General features: G+C 41.2%; 13 protein-coding genes. 8 read left to right on the top strand and 5 right to left on the bottom strand.

Annotated features, from left to right (window positions below):
• The first annotated feature begins 49 nt into the window (after positions 1-49).
• Both rne and F0226_RS01150 read left to right on the top strand, forming a co-directional pair.
• Positions 50-3,187 (top strand): ribonuclease E, encoded by a 3,138-nt coding sequence (gene rne, locus F0226_RS01145; RefSeq protein ID WP_171733898.1) that lies wholly within the window; start codon positions 50-52, stop codon positions 3,185-3,187.
• A gap of 254 nt (positions 3,188-3,441) precedes the next feature.
• Positions 3,442-4,989 carry a SulP family inorganic anion transporter gene (locus F0226_RS01150; RefSeq protein WP_171733899.1) on the top strand — a complete coding sequence of 516 codons (1,548 nt, stop codon included), beginning with the start codon at positions 3,442-3,444 and terminating at the stop codon, positions 4,987-4,989.
• Between the two features lie 60 nt (positions 4,990-5,049).
• Here F0226_RS01150 and F0226_RS01155 read toward each other — a convergent pair whose 3' ends face one another.
• Positions 5,050-5,499, bottom strand: coding sequence for a low molecular weight protein-tyrosine-phosphatase (locus tag F0226_RS01155; RefSeq protein ID WP_171733900.1), 450 nt, complete (start codon positions 5,497-5,499; stop codon positions 5,050-5,052).
• An 84-nt stretch (positions 5,500-5,583) separates the two neighbouring features.
• Between F0226_RS01155 and cobO the strand changes: the two genes are divergently transcribed.
• Entirely contained in the window at positions 5,584-6,189 is a 606-nt protein-coding gene (cobO, locus tag F0226_RS01160; protein ID WP_171733901.1) for a cob(I)yrinic acid a,c-diamide adenosyltransferase, read from the top strand.
• 143 nt (positions 6,190-6,332) lie between these two features.
• Here cobO and F0226_RS01165 read toward each other — a convergent pair whose 3' ends face one another.
• The 3 genes from F0226_RS01165 to apbC form a co-directional block, all read right to left on the bottom strand.
• Positions 6,333-8,465, bottom strand: coding sequence for an AsmA family protein (locus F0226_RS01165; protein WP_171733902.1), 2,133 nt, complete (start codon positions 8,463-8,465; stop codon positions 6,333-6,335).
• A gap of 107 nt (positions 8,466-8,572) precedes the next feature.
• On the bottom strand, positions 8,573-9,214 hold the full coding sequence (udk, locus tag F0226_RS01170; protein WP_137372409.1) for a uridine kinase: 642 nt from the start codon (positions 9,212-9,214) through the stop codon (positions 8,573-8,575).
• A gap of 176 nt (positions 9,215-9,390) precedes the next feature.
• On the bottom strand, positions 9,391-10,467 hold the full coding sequence (gene apbC, locus F0226_RS01175; protein ID WP_171733903.1) for an iron-sulfur cluster carrier protein ApbC: 1,077 nt from the start codon (positions 10,465-10,467) through the stop codon (positions 9,391-9,393).
• Between the two features lie 155 nt (positions 10,468-10,622).
• Here apbC and metG point away from each other — a divergent pair, with 155 nt between their 5' ends.
• The 4 genes from metG (at position 10,623) to F0226_RS01195 (ending at position 16,604) form a co-directional block, all read left to right on the top strand.
• Positions 10,623-12,698, top strand: a complete 2,076-nt coding sequence (metG, locus tag F0226_RS01180; protein ID WP_171733904.1) for a methionine--tRNA ligase — start codon at positions 10,623-10,625, stop codon at positions 12,696-12,698.
• A gap of 222 nt (positions 12,699-12,920) precedes the next feature.
• Positions 12,921-14,021, top strand: a complete 1,101-nt coding sequence (locus F0226_RS01185) for a hypothetical protein (protein ID WP_171733905.1) — start codon at positions 12,921-12,923, stop codon at positions 14,019-14,021.
• On the top strand, positions 14,018-15,922 hold the full coding sequence (locus tag F0226_RS01190) for a DUF3857 domain-containing protein (RefSeq protein WP_171733906.1): 1,905 nt from the start codon (positions 14,018-14,020) through the stop codon (positions 15,920-15,922). Before F0226_RS01185 ends, F0226_RS01190 begins: the two co-directional genes overlap by 4 nt.
• Positions 15,923-16,124: 202 nt before the next feature.
• The gene (locus tag F0226_RS01195) at positions 16,125-16,604 is read left to right on the top strand and encodes a DUF1456 family protein (protein WP_171733907.1); all 480 of its coding nucleotides are present in this window, start codon (positions 16,125-16,127) and stop codon (positions 16,602-16,604) included.
• A gap of 106 nt (positions 16,605-16,710) precedes the next feature.
• Here the strand turns inward: F0226_RS01195 and fadR are convergent, their stop codons facing one another.
• Entirely contained in the window at positions 16,711-17,550 is an 840-nt protein-coding gene (gene fadR, locus F0226_RS01200; protein ID WP_171733908.1) for a fatty acid metabolism transcriptional regulator FadR, read from the bottom strand.
• A 640-nt stretch (positions 17,551-18,190) separates the two neighbouring features.
• Between fadR and nhaB the strand changes: the two genes are divergently transcribed.
• Complete coding sequence (gene nhaB / locus F0226_RS01205) at positions 18,191-19,780, top strand: Na(+)/H(+) antiporter NhaB (RefSeq protein WP_171733909.1); 1,590 nt, start codon at positions 18,191-18,193, stop codon at positions 19,778-19,780.
• The last annotated feature ends 96 nt before the right edge of the window (positions 19,781-19,876 follow it).

Genomic DNA, 19,876 nt, shown 5'->3' on the forward strand with positions numbered 1-19,876 from the left:
GCGGCAACAATAATTATGAAAATAAAGAAAAGACAATGAGAATTTCTAAATGAAAAGAATGTTAATTAACGCAACTCAAAAAGAAGAGTTGCGTGTCGCTTTGGTTGATGGCCAGCGATTATTCGATCTAGATATCGAAAGTCCTGGACACGAATCAAAAAAAGCGAATATCTACAAAGGACGTATTACACGTATTGAACCAAGCCTAGAAGCGGCATTTGTTGATTACGGCGCAGAACGTCACGGTTTCCTCCCTCTTAAAGAAATTGCCCGCGAATACTTCCCTGAAGGTTATACATACCAAGGCCGTCCTAGCATTAAAGAAGTGCTAAAAGAAGGTCAAGAAGTAATCGTACAAGTTGAAAAAGAAGAACGTGGCAGCAAAGGCGCTGCATTAACAACGTTCATCTCTTTAGCTGGTAGTTACTTAGTTCTTATGCCAAATAACCCTCGTGCAGGTGGGATTTCTCGCCGCATCGAAGGTGATGAGCGTACACAGCTGAAAGCAGCATTAAGCACTCTTGAGCTACCTCAAGGTATGGGTTTAATTGTTCGTACTGCTGGTGTAGGTAAAAGTGCAGAAGAACTTGAGTGGGATTTAAACGTTCTACTGAATCACTGGGGTGCGATCAAACAAGCATCTGATTCAAATTCAGCTCCTTTCTTAATTCACCAAGAGAGTAACGTAATTGTTCGTGCAATTCGTGACTATCTACGTCGTGACATTGGCGAGATTCTAATCGACAGCAATACTATCTTTGAACGTGCACAAGCGCACATTCAATTAGTTCGCCCAGATTTCATGAATCGCGTTAAGAAATACGATGGTGAAGTACCACTATTCAGCCATTACCAAATCGAGAGCCAAATCGAATCAGCTTTCCAACGTGAAGTTCGTCTTCCGTCTGGTGGTTCAATCGTAATCGATCCAACTGAAGCTTTAACATCAATTGATATCAACTCCGCTCGCGCAACGAAAGGCGGTGATATTGAAGAAACAGCTTTAAATACTAACTTAGAAGCAGCTGATGAAATTGCTCGTCAACTTCGTCTACGTGACTTAGGTGGTCTTGTTGTTATCGATTTTATCGATATGACTCCAGTTCGCCACCAACGCGAAGTAGAAAGCCGTCTACGTGATGCCGTTCGTTTAGATCGCGCACGTGTTCAGATTGGTCGTATTTCTCGATTTGGTCTTCTAGAAATGTCTCGCCAACGCTTGAGTCCATCTCTAGCAGAAGCAAGCCATCATATTTGCCCACGCTGTACTGGTACTGGTGTGGTTCGTGATAACGAATCCCTTGCGCTATCTGTACTACGTTTAATCGAAGAAGAAGCACTAAAAGATAACACAGCCCAAGTACTTGCTGTTGTTCCTGTCCCTATCGCTTCTTACCTTCTTAATGAAAAGCGCCGCTCAGTAAACCATATTGAGAAGAGCCAAGAAGTTAAGATAACAGTAGTACCAAACTCAGACATGGAAACACCTCATTTTGAAGTGATTCGTGTACGTGAAGGCGAAGAGTTTGATTTACTGTCTTACCTACTACCTCAAAAACTTGACGCGCTAAAAGAAGCCGAAAGTAAAGAACCTGTTGTTGTAGACGTGAAGCCTAAAAAACTTGAAGAGCCAGCTCTTAAAGGTTTTGCAGCGCCAGCTCAGTCAGCTCCAACACCTGCTCCGACTCCTAAAGCCGCTGCTTCTGAAAAGAAAGCTGAAGCGACAGAACAAGAGCCTGGTCTAATTGGTCGATTCTTTAAAGCAATCAGCAGCTTCATTTTTGGCTCATCTCAAGAAGAGAAAGTCGAGGAGAAAGTTGAAGAGAAACCACAAGAAAATCGTCAACAAGGTAACCGCCAACGTAGTGATAACCGTCGTCGTAATCAACGTGGTGACAGCCGTAATGAAAATCGTGACAACCGCGACAACCGTGATAACAAGCGTCGTCGTAAGCCAGTTCGCGATGAGAAACAGGTTCATGAAGATAAGCCTGAAGAGCTAAAAGAAAATGCTCCTCAGCAAAATCGTCAGCCTCGCAAGCCTAAACAAGATCGCCGCAACAAGCCGCGTGATGAGCAACCGTCGAAATTAGCTGAAGAAGGTCAACAACTTGCTGCTGATGCACAAGCTGATGCTCCTAAAGTAAAAACTGAAGCTAAAGCTGCGAAAATCAAAGAACGCCGTCAGCGTCGTAAATTGAACAAGCAAGTTCGAATCAAAGATCAACAGGCAAGCAGCACTGAAGAAGAACCGCTAGAAACTCCTGTAGTGGTTGCAGAACAAGTTGGGGTTGTAGAGCAAAATGTTGCTGATGCACAACAGGCAAATGCTGTAGATCAAATGGAATCGACTCAAGTTGATGCTGAACAAGCAGAGCAAGAAGAGCCGAAGCAACGTCGCAATCGCCGTTCTCCACGTCACTTACGTGCAAGTGGTCAGAGACGTCGTCGTGGTCGTGATCGCAAGCCAAACCCATTCCGCCTTCGTAAAGGTGGTGTAGCATCTCCTGAGATGGCAATGGGTAAAGTAATGCCACGTTTCATTGAAAAGCCTCATCATAAGCAACAGCCACAAGTTGATGCCGTTGAAGTAGCAGTTCAAGCTGAACCGTTACCTATAGAGGCTGATGTTGTAGCAGATGCAGTAATTCAAGTCGAAACTTCTGTAGAAGTAACTAACACTCAAACGCAAACGGCTGCTGAAACAGTTGAGACTACGGATACTGTGACAGCAGAAGTTGTTGAAACACCTTCAGCTCCTGAAGCTACGACAACTGAAGCATCAACTTCTGTTACTAAAGAAGAAGTGACAGTTGAAAGCACAGCAATTGAAACTGACATTGCTGAAAGCAACAAAGTTGAAGAAGTTGAAACTCAACAGACAGAAGAAGTAATAAAAGACGTTAACGTTGAAATTACGGCTACTCAGACTGAAGAGCTTAAACCAACAATTGAAGTTGAAGCACCTGTTGAAGTTAAGGTATCTACTGACGTTGAAACGACTGTAGCTACCCCTGCGAAGAAACAAGCAGGTTCACCAATGACTAAAGCTCCTGGTCCTCAAGAGATTAAAGAGATACAAGTCGTTGCAGCTCCATTCCGCACAGAGCGATATGTAGCGAAAGGTGCTGGTAGCCAAGCAGCAACAAACTCTGCAGGCTCAGGTATGACTAAACCTCAATACTAATCTCTTAAAGAGTTAGTTCGTCAAAATTAAAAAGGGCTGCTTATAATAAGCAGCCCTTTTTATATCCGCTATTCCTATGGGTAATATCAGATATATTGTCCAAAATAGGGTTCAACCTTGAACTTAGTCACATTTTTGGGTAGCATTCGCGCACTTATCTTTTCGACACTTAGCTATTGCCGCTCTTTTCCATCACTGTTTAGCTTGCAATACAATCGTGTCGGTAAATCCATTTTAAGCATAGCTGAGCACACATGTTCGAATTCCCACAATTTTCAAAGCACTCTGTAAAGAATGACGTGCTTTCAGGTCTTACTGTAGCACTAGCTCTAGTACCTGAAGCCGTAGCCTTTGCATTTGTTGCAGGTGTAGACCCAATGGTTGGTCTGTACGCTGCATTCATCGTAGGTTTCATTACTTCTATTTTTGGCGGTCGCCCTGGCATGATCTCTGGTGCAACTGGTGCAATGGCCGTTGTAATGGTGAGCCTAGTCGCAACCCACGGTGTTCAATACCTTTTTGCTGCCGTTATGATGGCTGGTATCTTACAAATTGCCGCAGGTCTCTTTAAGCTCGGCAAATTCATTCGTATCGTACCGCACCCTGTAATGATCGGTTTTGTGAATGGTTTAGCAATTGTTATCTTCCTTGCTCAACTTGGTCAATTCAAAGCTCCAGATGTTACTGGCGCATTAACTTGGCTACCAAGCGGTCAAATGACGTTGATGTTAGGTCTAGTTGCACTAACTATGGCTATCATCCACTTCCTACCTAAAGTTACAACAGCCATACCTTCTTCTTTGGTTGCTATCGTAACAGTAACGGCGCTAGTAGTAGGTTTAGGCCTTGATACTCGCACTGTTGTGGATTTCCTACGAACAATGTCTGGTGATGAAGCTGCGACACTTGCTGGCTCACTTCCAACGTTCTCAATTCCGGCGGTTCCATTTACGCTAGAAACATTACAGATCATCTTCCCTTATGCGCTTATCCTAGCGGCAATTGGTTTGATTGAATCTCTACTGACTCTGACAGTATTAGATGAAATGACAAACACTCGTGGGCAATCAAACCGCGAATGTGTGGGTCAAGGCATGGCTAACGTTACCTGTTCTGTATTTGGTGCGATGGGTGGTTGTGCGATGATCGGTCAATCGATGATCAACGTAAACTCAGGTGGTCGTGGTCGCCTTTCAGGTATCGTAGCAGCTGTTGCTCTACTGATGTTCATCCTGTTTGGCTCTGCTCTTATCGAAATGATCCCTCTAGCAGCACTTGTGGGCGTAATGTTCATGGTTGTTATTGGTACGTTTGAGTGGGCTACATTTAAACTTGCACGCCGTGTTCCTAAGCAAGATTTCTTCGTTATTATTCTAGTAACCGTTGTTACTGTACTTACCGACCTAGCGGTAGCAGTAGCGGTTGGTGTAATTGTTTCGGCACTAATGTTCGCATGGCAACATGCTAAGCATATCTATGCGGATAAAGCAGTAAACGCTGAAGGCTCAAAAGAATACAAAGTTAACGGTCCAATTTTCTTTGGTTCTACAGCAAACTTCCTAGAGTTATTTGACGCAAAAAATGACCCTCAAGATGTCATCATTGACTTTGCTAACTCTCGTGTAACCGATCACTCAGCTATCGAAGCTATCGATACTATTGCTGACCGTTACGCAGTATTGGGTAAAACACTGCACCTTCGCCACCTAAGCCAAGACTGTGTTGCTATGCTGCATAAAGCAGGTAGCTTAGTTGAAGCTAATGTTGCTGAAGACCCTATCTACAAGGTAATGTCTAAGTAATTAGATATTATTTGTTAGTAAAATGCCGGCTCTATGCCGGCATTTTTGTATCTAAATGATCTAAAACGAATCTAATATCGCGTCACTCGACTCTTCTATCAAATCCAAGACCAGCTCAAAACCATCTCCTTCTCCATAATATGGATCGGGAATTTCCTGATAATAAGATGATCCAAAGCTCAGGAAAAGAGCAAGTTTATATTTGAGATGATCAGGACACTGTTGCTTCAAGTCTGCTAAGTTGGCATTGTCAGCTGCAAGTATCAGATCAAAATTATCAAAATCATCCTGTACAACTTTTCTCGATGTAATGCCTTTAAAGCTGTAACCTCGCTTCTCGCCCGCAGCTTTTGAACGCCTATCTGGCGGATTGCCTTGATGAAAGCCAATAGTGCCTGCGGAATCGACTAATACATCAATGCCAAGTCTCTCAGCTTTATTTTTCAGCACAGCTTCCCCAGTCGGTGAACGACATATATTCCCCATGCATACTACCAGTATCTTCTTCATCCCTAATCACCTGTTCTTCCGATGGTTTTTGCTTGAGTTAACTTAGGCTATGATAAGAACAATCACAAATTAAAAGGATTAGTTATGTCGATTGAAGACAACAAAGAGCAGCGCCACAAGGCTCGCCAGCAAAAAGTAAAAGAACAAGTAGATGCCCGTGTTGCAGCAGCTCAAGAAGTAAAAGGTCTTCTACTCGTAATTACTGGTAATGGTAAAGGTAAGTCCACTTCTGGTTTTGGGACGATTACACGAGCAGTTGGTCACGGTAAGAAGTGCGCAGTTGCCCAGTTTGTAAAAGGAACATGGGACAATGGTGAAAAAAACCTGCTTGAAAAACTTGAGGTAGAGTTTCAAGTAATGGGCACTGGTTTTACTTGGGAAACCCAAAACAAGGCTCAAGATATTGAAGCTGCACAGCGCGTTTGGAAAGAATGTCAACGCATGCTAGCTGATGAATCAATTGATGTGATTCTATTTGATGAACTGACTTACATGGTGAGTTACGGCTATATCGAACTGGATGAAGTAGTAGAAGCTCTGAACAATCGTCCAAAGATGCAGTCGGTGATCATCACTGGGCGTGGGGCGCATCGTACACTAACAGAAATGGCAGACACGGTTTCTGAAGTTCGTAATGTTAAACACGCTTTTGAGTCGGGTGTTAAGGCACTGCAAGGCGTCGACTGGTAATCGCTTAACCACGGAAATAACTACCGTCTTGTATCGTTGCCTCCTAGGGAACAGGTCAGGTCACTCTAATTACATATACAAAAAAGCGTCACTCCCAACAATAAAGGGTGACGCTTTTTTATATCAGCTAAATAATAGAGCGATTAGTTAAACAAGCCTTTCAACAAGCCATTTACAGCCTCTCTAGTCTTTTCGTCTTTGATTTTATCGCCGTATTTTTCGTCAAGTTTTTCTACGCCGCGATCAATCTCTTTCTGCGCTTTTTGCTTTAATACATCATCAAAAATCAATGAAAACTTAGGATCAGCCCATGCACCGGTGATCTGGATTGGGATAGTGACATCTTTTAAGTCATCAATACTCTTACCACCCTGCCCTTCCAACGAACCAACAATCGATGTCCTTACTAAGAAATCTACCGTTTCATTAATGAAGTTAGCTTTACCGTCACCAGTAATGCGAAGGAATGGGGATTGCATAGATAAATCATTGGTTGAAACCCAACCTTTATCCACTTTTAATGTCGCTTTCATCGCACTGAAGTCAGTCTTTTGAGTGCCTTCAGCATCATCAATCTTCTCACCTTTAATTTTGGCGTAGTTTTCTCGAATCAGTTGAGCGACGTTGATGCCGTTAACCGCACCATCTTCAAAGTTAATCGCGATGGTACCAACTAAGTTTTTCTTAATGCCTGTAGGAGTAAGGCTGCTACCTTTAACGTTAACATCGATATTGCCCGTTCCTTCCAGCATATCGTTATTCGCAACATCCACTAATAAAGGCTGAACCTTAACTCCTTTGATCTGCTTCTTCGCCGTGTAAGTCGCTGGTGTTTTTCGAGCGTCTAACTTAGCAGTTGCAGAAATAGAACCTTGATAAAGATTCGAAGTAAATGATGTCAGTTCCGCCACTCCACGATTAACCGAAAATGCTGTTTTTACATTTTGCATCTTCGCATTATTCGCTTTGAACTTATCGATGGCGATATCACCTTTCACATCTAAAGTCTTTAATGCCGATAAATCAGGTTCTACTTCTTTAGAAGCAGTGTTACCTGTATCTGACGAAGACTCCGGAGTTTCTGTAGCCGCGGTTTCTGTTGCGCTGCCTAATCCTAAGAATTCATCTAAATCAATATTTGGGCTATGCAATGAAAAACGCACTTTAGGAATGTCAGATAAAGTCACATCCGCCTTTCCATCCAATGCAATTGAGTTCGCTTGTAGTTTCTCTAACACAAAACTCAAATGGCTTTTGGCTAAATCAAAACTTAAGTCTGACAACATATCCACTTTCATTGGGGACTGAGGAAGAGTATCACCTTTAAATGTCGAATCTAGCGTCAGCTTATTCAATGTTACCTTTGAAATAGCACTATCAACTGTTAGCTCACCACCACCTTTCACGTCTAACTCTAAACCAGCAGCTTGACCAATTACCGCGTAAGACAGTTGATTTACTTTATCGAATTCGAAGGTGTCTAAACCAATCTTGGCAGATTCAATGGAAGTTGATGGATCATTAAATACGGCATCAAGTTCGATATTACGTAATGTATAACTTGCAAAACCTTGCGCCAATTTAAAATCAGCACTGCCCGTTGCTGAGAACGTTTGTTGGTTATTTTCACCCGACGCAGCGAATGTTGCAGTCGTCCAAGTATCCACCGCAAATTCGGACAGATTAAGAGCAACATCATAAAGCTTAGTAAAAGAACCTGTTTGTTTATCACTCATTTCAAACAAGGCATTCGATACAGTGACGCCAGCCAGATTAATAGTCCAACCAGATGCAGCTGAGGATGGCTCTTGTGAAGGCACCTCTTGCTGAGAGGATGAGTCTGTCGATGTTTGTTCTGTAGCGACTTCGTCTTGCGACGTTTGAGCTTGGGTCAAAGCATCAATGTTTTTACGACCATCTTTCAGCGTTTCTAGATAAAATTCAGCACCATCTAATGTAATGTTGCCAATTTCAAGTTGATTACTAAATAATGGAGTAACTGAAACATCAACCCCAACAGTATCAACCTTAAATAAATTCGGTTGTGTAAAACCTTGTGGGTTACGTAATTCGGTTTGGCCGAGTTCGAATCCAATCGATGGAAAGAATTGCCAACTGATATCCCCTTCAATCACAAGGTCTAGGCCTGTGTGTTTCTGAGCTTGTTCAACAATTAATGGTTTAAATTGATTGGGGTTCACTAACAGCACTAGCGCCAGAATTGCTGCAATAACAACAAACACTGGGACAGCTATGAAAATGAGTAGTTTCTTCATCCGCATATTCCTTGCTTAGATTCCAAAAGAAAGTGGCACTATAAAAGTGCCACTGATTCGTTAAAAAATAAAGCTAAGTGAGTCACTTAGGCTAAAAATTTATTCGATTAAGATTTCAAAAGCTTTGCAATGTGTGCTTTTAACACATCAATCGCGATGCGGTTCTTACCACCACGAGGAACAATAATGTCCGCATGCTGTTTTGATGGTTCAATAAATTGCATGAACATTGGGCGAACCGTTTGTTGATATTGCTTAAGAACTGAATCCATTGTACGACCACGCTCTTCTACATCTCGCTTAACACGACGAAGTAAACAGATATCTAGCGGAGTATCCATGAATACACTTGCGTGCATGAGATCACGTAAACGTGGATCTGTCAGCAACAAAATACCTTCAAGGATAATCACTTTCTTAGGCGTTAGTGTCGTTGTTTCAGAAGTACGAGTATGTTCTGAATAACTGTACTCAGGCACTTCGACTGCTTCACCTTTAATCAATTTCTGTAAATGTTCACATAAAAGGTCATGATCTAGAGCACTTGGGTGATCGTAGTTTGTTTTAACACGCTCTTCCATACTCAAGTGACTTTGGTCGCTGTAGTAGCAATCTTCCGTGATAACACCAATTTGATGGTCGCCTACTTTTTCGCGTAGCTCATTATAAATCGTACTAGCAATCAGACTTTTTCCTGAAGCTGAAGCGCCAGCGATACCTACGATTACACATTGATTATTATCAGACATTACTTTGCACCCGATATGGTTTGGTGATGGGATTAGATAAACCGCCTGATTATAGGGGCTAAGCTCTCTAGATTCTAGTCGCCATTGCCCCAATTTTCCTGCAATTAAAGGTTCTGAATAAATTTAACAAAGACAAACGTTTGCGTATAAGTTAAGCCTTAGTTAACGAGTGTCTATTATTCAACCATTGAGAAATTAATTGCCTCTGGCTTTGCTTTTCCAGACCAATACATTTTGCTGCTTAGGGACTCTGCAAGTTCGAGATATTGACGTGTATGTTCACTATCTGGTCGGCGCTCTACTGTTGGCACTCCCGCATCGATATCCTGGCGCATATCGATATGAAGCGGAATTTGAGCAAGAATATCCAAACCATATTCTTTAGACATGGCTTCTCCGCCTCCTTGCCCAAAGATGTGTTCTTTCTCACCACAGCTACTGCAGATATGGTAGCTCATGTTCTCGACAATACCTATCACTGGCACATCCACCTTTTCAAACATCGCCACCCCTTTACGAGCATCGGCAAGGGCCAAATCTTGAGGAGTGGTAACAACAACCGCTCCTGTCACCGGAATTTGTTGAGAAAGTGTCAATTGAATATCACCAGTACCTGGCGGCATATCGATCACAAGGTAATCTAAGTCAGGCCATAGGGTTTCATTGACGAGCTGAGCCAAGGCTTTAGACGCCATAGGTCCGCGCCATATTGCCGCTTCATCTTGTGAGACTAAATAACCGATAGAGTGCGTAAAGATTCCATGGGATTCGATCGGAACCATCCACTTGTTTTCACGAACTTCTGGTTTTGCATCGATTTTACCTAACATCATGGGAACCGATGGTCCGTAGACATCAGCATCGAGTAACCCAACTTTTGCGCCCGACTTTGAAAGTGCTAATGCAAGGTTCACAGATGTAGTTGATTTACCTACACCACCTTTTGCCGATGTCACAGCGATTACATTTTTCACCCCTTTTAAGGCTGTAGGGACAGTTGTTTCTAAAGCAGAAGGCTTCACTTGGATTTTAAATTGGAAATTAGCGACTTGTTGATTTTTAATTTGAGCTTTAATCCAAGTTTCTAATTCTTGTTCAAGTGAACGACATGCAAATGGGACCGTGATATTAAATACACCGTTTGGAGTAACAGTGATAATTGAAGAGTGACTTGCCCAATCAGCAACCAAGCTTGAGTGTTCAAATTCATTCAACCATGAGCAAAAATCTTGCTTAGAATTAAAGTTACGCATATGGACTCCTTTTTTATTTATGCTAACACCCAGTAAAGAAAGACTGAACCCTTAAAAAACTAGGGGATTCAACCCTCTGATACCTTGGCGTATCACACGTTATAAAGTAGTATTACTCATCAAATTTATACCTATCAAAAAGCGAAATATTAAGTATGGCAACTGATCCAAGAAACGTTTCTTCAAGGGAACTGCTGGTAACTTGTGCGCTTCCGTACGCTAACGGCTCTATTCACCTTGGCCATATGCTTGAGCATATCCAAGCTGATATCTGGGTTCGATACCAGCGTCTACGTGGCAACACTGTAAACTTCATCTGTGCTGACGATGCTCACGGCACGCCAATTATGCTTAAAGCTCAACAGATGGGTATCACGCCAGAAGAAATGATCGCTGCTGTTAGTGAAGAGCACCAAAAAGACTTCGCTGGCTTTGATATCAGCTTTGATAACTACCACAGCACACATAGCGAAGAGAACCGCGAACTGGCTTCTCACATCTATCTAGAACTTAAAAAGAACGGCTTCATTTCTAGCCGTACTATTTCTCAGCTTTTCGATCCTGAGAAAGAGATGTTCCTACCAGACCGCTTCGTAAAAGGTACTTGCCCTAAGTGTAAGTCAGAAGACCAGTATGGTGATAACTGTGATAACTGTGGTGAGACATACAGCCCAACTGAGCTAATTAACCCTAAATCAGCGGTTTCTGGCGCAACTCCAGTAATGAAAGATTCTGAGCACTTCTTCTTCGACCTACCTCAGTTCGAAAGCATGCTTAAAGAGTGGACTCGTTCTGGCTCTCTACAGAATGAAACTGCAAACAAAATGCAGGAATGGTTCGAGTCTGGTCTGCAACAGTGGGATATCTCTCGTGATGCACCTTACTTCGGCTTCGAAATCCCAGGCGAGAAAAACAAATTTTTCTACGTATGGCTAGACGCTCCTGTTGGCTACATGGCTTCTTTCAAGAACCTATGTGACAAGCGTGACGATCTAAACTTTGACGAATACTGGAAGAAAGACAGCACAACTGAGCTTTACCACTTCATCGGTAAAGACATCGTTTACTTCCACAGCCTATTCTGGCCTGCAATGCTAGAAGGCGCTGGTTTCCGTAAGCCAAACAACGTATTCGTACACGGCTACGTAACGGTGAACGGTGCGAAGATGTCTAAGTCGAAAGGCACATTCATCAAAGCAAGTACGTACTTAAACCACCTAGACCCTGAGTGTCTACGCTACTACTACGCTGCGAAACTAAACAGCCGTATTGATGACCTTGACCTTAACCTTGAAGACTTCACTCAACGTGTAAACGCTGACGTCGTAAACAAGATTGTTAACCTAGCGTCTCGTAACGCTGGCTTCATCACGAAACGTTTTGAAGGCAAACTTGCTGCTGAATTTGCAGAACCTGAGCTATACAACGAATTCGTTGCTGCTGCTGAGCGTATCGGTCAGCTATACGAAACTCGTGAGTTCAGCCGCGCTATCCGTGAAATTACTGCACTAGCAGATAAAGCTAACCAGTACATTGACGAAAAAGCACCTTGGGTTCTTGCGAAAGAAGAAGGTAAAGAGAAAGAGCTTCAAGAAGTTTCTTCGGTAGGTATTAACCTATTTCGAGTGCTAATTGCTTACCTGAAGCCAGTTATGCCAGAGCTTGCGGCTCGCACTGAAGCTTTCCTAAATGAAGAGCTAACGTGGGAAGCGATTGCGACTCCGCTAACTGATCACGAAATCACTAAGTTCAAAGCGCTATTTAGCCGTATTGATCCTAAGAAAGTGGAAGCAATGATCGAGTCTTCTAAAGAAGATGCAGCAGTAGAGGCAGCAGCGAAAGAAAAAGCAGAAGCTGAGAAAGAACAAGCAAGCCAAACTGAGCTAGACAAAGAACCAATCGCAGACGAGATTGAGTTTGATGCCTTTGCAGCAGTAGATATGCGTATTGCTCGTATCATCTCTTGTGAAGAAGTACCAAAAGCGAACAAGCTGCTTAAATTCCAATTGGATATCGGTGGTGAGACTCGCCAAGTATTCTCTGGTATCAAATCAGCATACAAACCTGAAGAGCTAGAAGGCAAGCTAACTGTAATGGTGGCAAACCTAAAACCTCGTAAGATGAAGTTTGGTATGTCTGAAGGTATGATCCTAGCAGCGGGTCCTGGTGGCAGTGATTTATGGATCCTTGAGCCACACGAAGGTGCCCAGCCTGGTATGCGTGTAATGTAATCTTTATTGCTAAGGTTTACTGTTTAACTTAAATACAAAATGCCCCGCTCAACTAGCGGGGCTTTTTTATGAAAGTGAGAAATTCCAAAAACGATTAATCGATAACGAAACAGAAAACGTACCGTGCGAACATATATAAAATAACGATTATTTTATATGAAACCATTGATATGTATAAAGTAAACATTTAGTTTGGGGGCGAACAATAAGGATTTGCTCTAAATGACTGATATAACAGCTACAATCGAAAGCACAGACTCTCCAACAGAAATCGCAGGAAGCCCAACAGAAAATATAGCGAATCAAGAACCAATCAAACTAAGCCAAACTCGCTCATTCACTTGGGAGTTCTTACTTACTTGCAGCACATTTACTGTTTACTCTGTATTTTATTTAATAGCTCGTACTCACGAATTAAATAAGCTTGATGAAAAGAGATTCAAACCTTGGCTTTGGATATTCTCATTATCCCCTGTTATTTCTCTATTCAGTTTGCCCATCTTACATTCCGCTTTAACTCGGCTAGAAGCAAAGTATCAACCATCTCGTAATAAAAAATGGGATATCGCCATTATCCTTATTATGCTGCTAAGCAACCATTACTTAGCAATATCATCAAAGGTTCTAACCCCAATATGGTTTGACTGTTTAATACTAGTAGTATGGTCAATCAGTTTTGCATTTTTCGCTAAACGTATTTCGGCGCTTAAGCACGCTGTACCTAATATAAGTTGGAAGCGAGAAAACATATTTAAAGTCACTTTTAAATGGTTGCTCTCGATTATTCTCATCCCAATATATATCGTAGCAATAGTGTATGAGGTAACTGAAAGCTACCAACTTAAAGATGTTCCGCGTTTTAATACAAATACTTTTACTGCTGTTTCTTTAGATCAAAGAGCATCTCTGAAGTTTTTTGAACAAGACTGGTATCAAGCTGATATAGGGACTTTTTCTGATGGTAGTACCGAAGCTGAATTCTCTAGCATTAATTCATCTAATTACCTATTACTATTCACTTATAGTGATACATTTGAACTGCTCGATGCACACATGCAGGACAGAAAAAGTTGGATAGAAGAAAGCCTAGGGCAAGCAAAATGCACAAACAATAAGTATTCGATCGGCGACCAATTTTTCATTAAATCGGATTTAATCTGCACAGGACGTACGCTTGGAGATGATTCAATCAAGGTGATAAGTGTGATTGAAACTCCAAACAAAACATATGAACTGCTTGGTGAGTATAGCGCCCCAGAGTATGAATTTGAGAAACAGAATCAAAAGTTCGTGAAAATGGTCAAGGAGTTCAAAGTACAATGAACAAATTAATCACGTTTACTTTAGTGGTCTTTGCAACTAGTGCTTTTGCACAAAATGAAAGTATCCATTGGCACGATGATTTAACCGCTAACCAAGCATTAATCGACCAAACCATTACCTTAAAGGACTCTCTAACTGACACTAAAACCATGACAAGGTTGAAGTACCAACAAGATTTTAATATCCAGTTAGAAGAAGTAACGGAAACCGTAACGATAGTAGATTTTTACCCGAAGTTTTTCGATACTGAAGAATATGGGTCAAAATCTATCAATTTCGACCGACATGATCAGCAAGTAGAAGTCGTTGCCGCAACAACTATTTCTCCTTTAGGGAAAATAGTTAATGTCGATTCTTCACTGACCAAACTGCTCGATGCACACAGTGAAAATACCTTCACTGATCAACAGCAACTACTCATCCCACTCCCTTCCCTTGAAGAAAACAGTATTTCAATAGTCAAATACAAGATAATAACCCAACGAGCTCCAGACGACTTACACTGGGCAGCATCAATCTACACGCAGCGATCATTCCCGATTAAAGAATATTTAGTAAATACTAAATGGGGTGGCGATGAAATAATACAGTGGAGAGCCCATTCTGATGATGTCATTTGCACAGACAAAAAAAATGAGTTGAGTTGTCAAGGCAGAGATATTCAAGCTTATAGTCATGATAATTCTACACGCTGGCAGGATCATATAGGTCGAATAGAGATTTCTAATTTTTCCGATTGGCAACAAGTTATTGAGAAAGCAAGCGAAGCTATGTCTCAAGCAAGCAACGATACTACTGGGCTAAATGAAATATACGTACAACTTACAGCTGGCACTAACAATATTGAAGATAAAATATCCAATATTCTTGAGTTTGTTGCGCGAGATATCCGTTACATTTCTATGTCTGAAGCCGAGCACTCTATCATTCCGCACACGCTGCATGAAACATTAAGTAATCGATATGGTGACTGTAAAGACAAATCAACATTATTGAAATCTCTATTATCTAAAGCAGGAATAGAGTCTCAACTCGTATTAGTCGATACTGACCGATTTAATCAAGATTCACTGTTACTTCCTGCTATGAACCACTTTAACCACGTTGTGGTTTGCTTCGATTTATATAGTAATACTTATTGTTTGGATCCCACAGATTATGTCACTCACTGGCAATCAACACCCAATTGGATTCAAGGTAAAGCGAGCTTAATATTAGAAGAAAGCCAACAACCAAGTACTATCGGTAAAAACCATTATCGATGGCGTTTAGCAAGCGACGTGATGCTGAAATTTGATCCTCAAGGTGGGCAAACTGAGGAACAGGTTCGCATTTATAAAGGTGAATACGCTGCATATTACCGTCAAAAAATGATATCGCGTAATGAAGAGGAACATCTTGAATTTCTCGAAAGTGAGTACGCAAGCGAGGTAACATCGCAAGGTAAACCTAAATTCTCAACGTTTCATGTTGATGACATGAATGCGCATCTTAAAATTGAATCAAATAATGAATATGAATCACTGCTAGACCCAACGCTTAATAAATTAGAATACTCCGAAAATGACGTATGGCTCATGTACGAGCTCAGAGAGATGGAGCTTAAAAATGATTGGTTCAAAGAGTTCTTCTCAGGTATAGAAGTAACCAGTAAGTATGAATTCAATCTTGAGGACAGCCCCTGGACGCTTGAGAATCTACCTTCTAATATCACGTTTGAGCATAAGTACGGCACTATGTCCCGAACAGTAAATCCTTTAGACAAATCTAAATTCAACGTTGTCACTAAAGTTAAGATTCACGCCAAAACAATCCCTGGAGAAGAGATTGAAACATTCAATTTATTCTTGAGGACGTTAAGAGCTCATTCTCCTATTCGGTTTACCGCTCTAAACAATTAACCGCCATTACTTTTACTCAAACCTTCTCCTTATTTATATATGAGGAGAAGCGTTGGCCAGTGATCATCTAGATAAGAGTAAGCCTTCTGGATAATAATCTAATTAAAACTCTGATTACTTCTACCCCCTAAGTCATATCTCTGTTAGAGTCGCGCCAATCAACCCTTTCATAACCACTGACCGCTCTCTTTAGGAATTCTCCGTGACTAACAATGAAATCTTGCGTCGTATTCAACACGCACTAAATTTAAAAAATGCTCAAATCATCAAAGCTTGTGAGCAAGCAGATGTAACTGTTGCTCATGACCAAGTGAATGACTGGCTTAAAGATGAAAGCGAAAAGTCTTTCTCAAAAATGAAAGATAAAGAGCTTGCCGTTTTCTTGAACGGTTTCATCAACCTAAAGCGCGGTAAGAAAGAAGGCGAACAGCCAAAGCCAGAAGTAGAGCTGACGAATAACATGATTTTCATGAAGCTGCGTATTGCATTGAATATGAAAGCTGAAGATGTGCTGGATGTACTAGAAGTGGTAGGCATCAGCCTAAGTAAGTACGAAATCGGTTCTTACTTTCGTAAGCCAAACAACAAGAACTACAAAGTATGTAAAGACCTCCTGCTTTGTGATTTCTTAAATGGTGTTCAGTTCACTAACCGCCCTGATTCTGAAGAATTCGCTGGTTAGTAAAAAGCTAAACTGAAAACGGCGAGATAATCATATCTCGCCGTTTTTGTATCTGTTATAGCTGATTTATACACTTAGTTTTGAGTATAAAACCAGATTATAAATATTAGCTATCGTCTTCAGTAAAGTTCGTTGGAAGCGTAGTTTTCATTTGATTCCAAATGTGTGCGCTTGCAATACCATATTGACGAATAACCACAGGAAGCTGTTCTCTGTCACCCTTTTCACATAGATCAAATAGATCACGATAGAATGCCATCGCTAAATCACGAGCTTCTGGGTTAGAGAAATAGTAGCTACCAACGCGATCATATAGCTTTCTTACACCATTGAAAATCAAACCGTAGATCTGGTTACCAGAATGGAAAGCCAAACGTTGGAACAACATGTAATCGTAAAAGTTGAATGTCTTAGCGACTAAGATAGACTGACGTTTCTCTTCATCTTTTTCACCATCATCTTTTACCGCTTGCTTTATTTTGTCGGCATACGGCGATGACTCAAGAAACTCATCCCAATTCGGTGCTGCTAAAAGAGCTTCACAAGATTCAATCACGCTGGTAATTGTACGTTCAGAATTCTCTTTATTAGATTTAAATGCGTAACGCATAAAAATAGGACTGATGTTTGTACGAGCAGCAAGTAAGTCTTCAACCATTTTACTTGCATTATCAACATCCAAAGTCATCAACGTATCAAGGATATGAAGACCAGAAGTTTCCATGAACTGGTTAACTTTTGTTGGTTTACCGTGTTGGATAGTTAACCAACCATCACGAGCTAAACGTTGTAACACTTCACGTAAAGTGGTTCTCGTTACACCAATCAATTCAGAAAGTTCACGCTCTGCTGGGAGAATAGATCCTGGTGGGAAACGACCATTCCAAATGCTCTCAATAATATACTTTTCTGCAAAGCCTGCCGGGCTCTTAGCCTTAATAACCATCTAAACTTCTGTCCAATTGTAATTGTTTCGCTTTAATAAGACTCATCATACCACTAGTTAGCAATGAGCGGAAACATACTGATACTTTACCTAGCACAATAACGCACTAGAGTTAATGCTCTAACTTGCAGCACACGATTGCAGTCTCACTACACTCTCGAAGTGCACATAAACAGACAAGTCAACAAATGTGCAACATGCATAAAAGCCAGTAAAATCAATGGACCTAGCTCACAAAATGCTATTTTTAAAATGCAATATTAAGTTGTAATAATCGTACATAATTACCTGTTAAGATGTAATTTTTAGTCATCTCAATCAAATATTGATCCTACATAGGTTTTTAAGCATTTTGCATGCTATGCTTGCGCTACTTTGATCGCGTTTCTCGACAAAAAAGTGGTATTTTTAGTGCTACAGAGTTTTTCCTGTTGACTAAATGTTATCTAAGAGTAGAGTTGCGCTCAAAAAAGAGCAGTGCTTAAGTTTCTAAGGGAGTGACTTGGCAAGACCACAAAACAATACATGGATTGTTGTTTTCCTAAGTCACTGTTAGTTATGGATATTCTCCTTTACCATATCTAGAAACTCAATTGTTGTATTGCTTGTCTATTCATCATCAACATAAAAGAGTATTAACATGCCGATGTCTCTCGGAAATGCTTTTATCAAAAACTTCCTTGGTAAAGCACCTGATTGGTACAAGATTGCCATCATCTCCTTTCTTATTATCAACCCAATTGTATTTTTCTTAGTTGACCCATTTGTTGCGGGTTGGCTGCTCGTGGTCGAATTCATCTTTACTCTAGCAATGGCACTTAAGTGCTACCCATTACAACCGGGTGGTTTACTTGCAATTCAAGCGGTTGCAATAGGCATGACCAAGCCCGAAATGGTCTATCATGAACTACAAGCGAACCTACCTGTACTGTTGCTCTTAGTATTTATGGTTGCTGGCATCTACTTCATGAAAGAACTTCTTCTGTTCATTTTCACGAAGATCCTGCTTGGTATACGCTCTAAAGTACTACTTTCAATGGCGTTTTGTGTAGCAGCTGCGTTCTTATCAGCTTTCTTAGATGCACTAACTGTAATCGCTGTTGTTATCAGCGTTGCTGTCGGCTTCTACTCTATTTATCACAAAGTTGCTTCAGGCAAAGTATCTAACTCAGCACACGACCATACTCATGATGAAGAAATTTCTGAACTGACTCGTGAAGATTTAGAAGACTACCGTGCTTTCCTACGTTCTCTGCTAATGCATGCCGGTGTTGGTACTGCACTAGGTGGTGTTATGACAATGGTTGGTGAACCACAAAACCTCGTAATTGCTAAGCAAGCAGGCTGGGAATTTGGTGAGTTTATTATCCGTATGCTTCCTGTCACTCTACCGGTATTCTTCTGCGGCATCATGACTTGTGCATTAGTAGAAAAACTAAAAGTTTTTGGTTACGGTGCGGAACTGCCTAACAACGTTCGCCAAATTCTAGTTGAGTTCGACAACAAAGAACGTGCAAACCGTACTAAACAAGACGTTGCTAAACTTTGGATTCAGGGTGCGATTGCAGTATGGCTAATTGTTGGTCTAGCGCTACACGTAGCTGAAGTTGGTTTGATTGGTCTTTCTGTCATTATCTTAGCGACAGCATTCACAGGTGTGATTGAAGAACATTCAATGGGTAAAGCTTTTGAAGAAGCACTACCATTTACGGCTCTTCTTGCAGTTTTCTTCTCTATTGTCGCTGTGATTATCGATCAATCACTATTTAAACCTATCATTGATGCGGTGCTACACATTGAAGACAAAGGTACCCAACTTGCCTTGTTCTACGTCGCTAATGGTATCTTGTCCATGGTTTCGGACAACGTATTTGTAGGTACTGTCTACATCAATGAAGTTAAAACCGCGCTGGTTGAAGGTATTATCACTCGTGACCAATTTGATCTACTTGCTGTTGCAATCAATACCGGTACGAACTTACCTTCGGTAGCAACGCCTAACGGTCAAGCTGCATTCTTATTCTTACTAACTTCAGCGCTTGCACCATTAATTCGTTTATCTTACGGTCGAATGGTTATTATGGCTCTGCCTTACACTATCGTACTGGCTATTGTTGGTTTTATAGGTATTGTTTTCTTCGTCGAACCAATGACTGCATGGTTTTATGATGCAGGCTGGATTACACACCACGTTGGTGATGCTACTGCCGTAATTTCAGGCGGTCACTAAGATTTAGGTTGCCAATTAAGCAAGCCATAAGTATCGACTCAATAAATGAGTCTCACAAATAAAAAATATTTGTTGATCAAGAAACTTATCCAAGAT

The organism is Vibrio sp. 99-70-13A1 (genome assembly GCF_013114625.1).
Taxonomy (GTDB): Bacteria; Pseudomonadota; Gammaproteobacteria; order Enterobacterales; family Vibrionaceae; genus Vibrio.

Excerpts from the sequence above, each read along its gene's own strand:
- rne (WP_171733898.1), top strand. The coding sequence starts at position 50 with ATGAAAAGAATGTTAATTAACGCAACTCAAAAAGAAGAGTTGCGTGTC.
- F0226_RS01150 (WP_171733899.1), top strand. The coding sequence starts at position 3,442 with ATGTTCGAATTCCCACAATTTTCAAAGCACTCTGTAAAGAATGACGTG.
- F0226_RS01155 (WP_171733900.1), bottom strand. The coding sequence starts at position 5,499 with ATGAAGAAGATACTGGTAGTATGCATGGGGAATATATGTCGTTCACCG.
- cobO (WP_171733901.1), top strand. The coding sequence starts at position 5,584 with ATGTCGATTGAAGACAACAAAGAGCAGCGCCACAAGGCTCGCCAGCAA.
- F0226_RS01165 (WP_171733902.1), bottom strand. The coding sequence starts at position 8,465 with ATGAAGAAACTACTCATTTTCATAGCTGTCCCAGTGTTTGTTGTTATT.
- udk (WP_137372409.1), bottom strand. The coding sequence starts at position 9,214 with ATGTCTGATAATAATCAATGTGTAATCGTAGGTATCGCTGGCGCTTCA.
- apbC (WP_171733903.1), bottom strand. The coding sequence starts at position 10,467 with ATGCGTAACTTTAATTCTAAGCAAGATTTTTGCTCATGGTTGAATGAA.
- metG (WP_171733904.1), top strand. The coding sequence starts at position 10,623 with ATGGCAACTGATCCAAGAAACGTTTCTTCAAGGGAACTGCTGGTAACT.
- F0226_RS01185 (WP_171733905.1), top strand. The coding sequence starts at position 12,921 with ATGACTGATATAACAGCTACAATCGAAAGCACAGACTCTCCAACAGAA.
- F0226_RS01190 (WP_171733906.1), top strand. The coding sequence starts at position 14,018 with ATGAACAAATTAATCACGTTTACTTTAGTGGTCTTTGCAACTAGTGCT.
- fadR (WP_171733908.1), bottom strand. The coding sequence starts at position 17,550 with ATGGTTATTAAGGCTAAGAGCCCGGCAGGCTTTGCAGAAAAGTATATT.
- nhaB (WP_171733909.1), top strand. The coding sequence starts at position 18,191 with ATGCCGATGTCTCTCGGAAATGCTTTTATCAAAAACTTCCTTGGTAAA.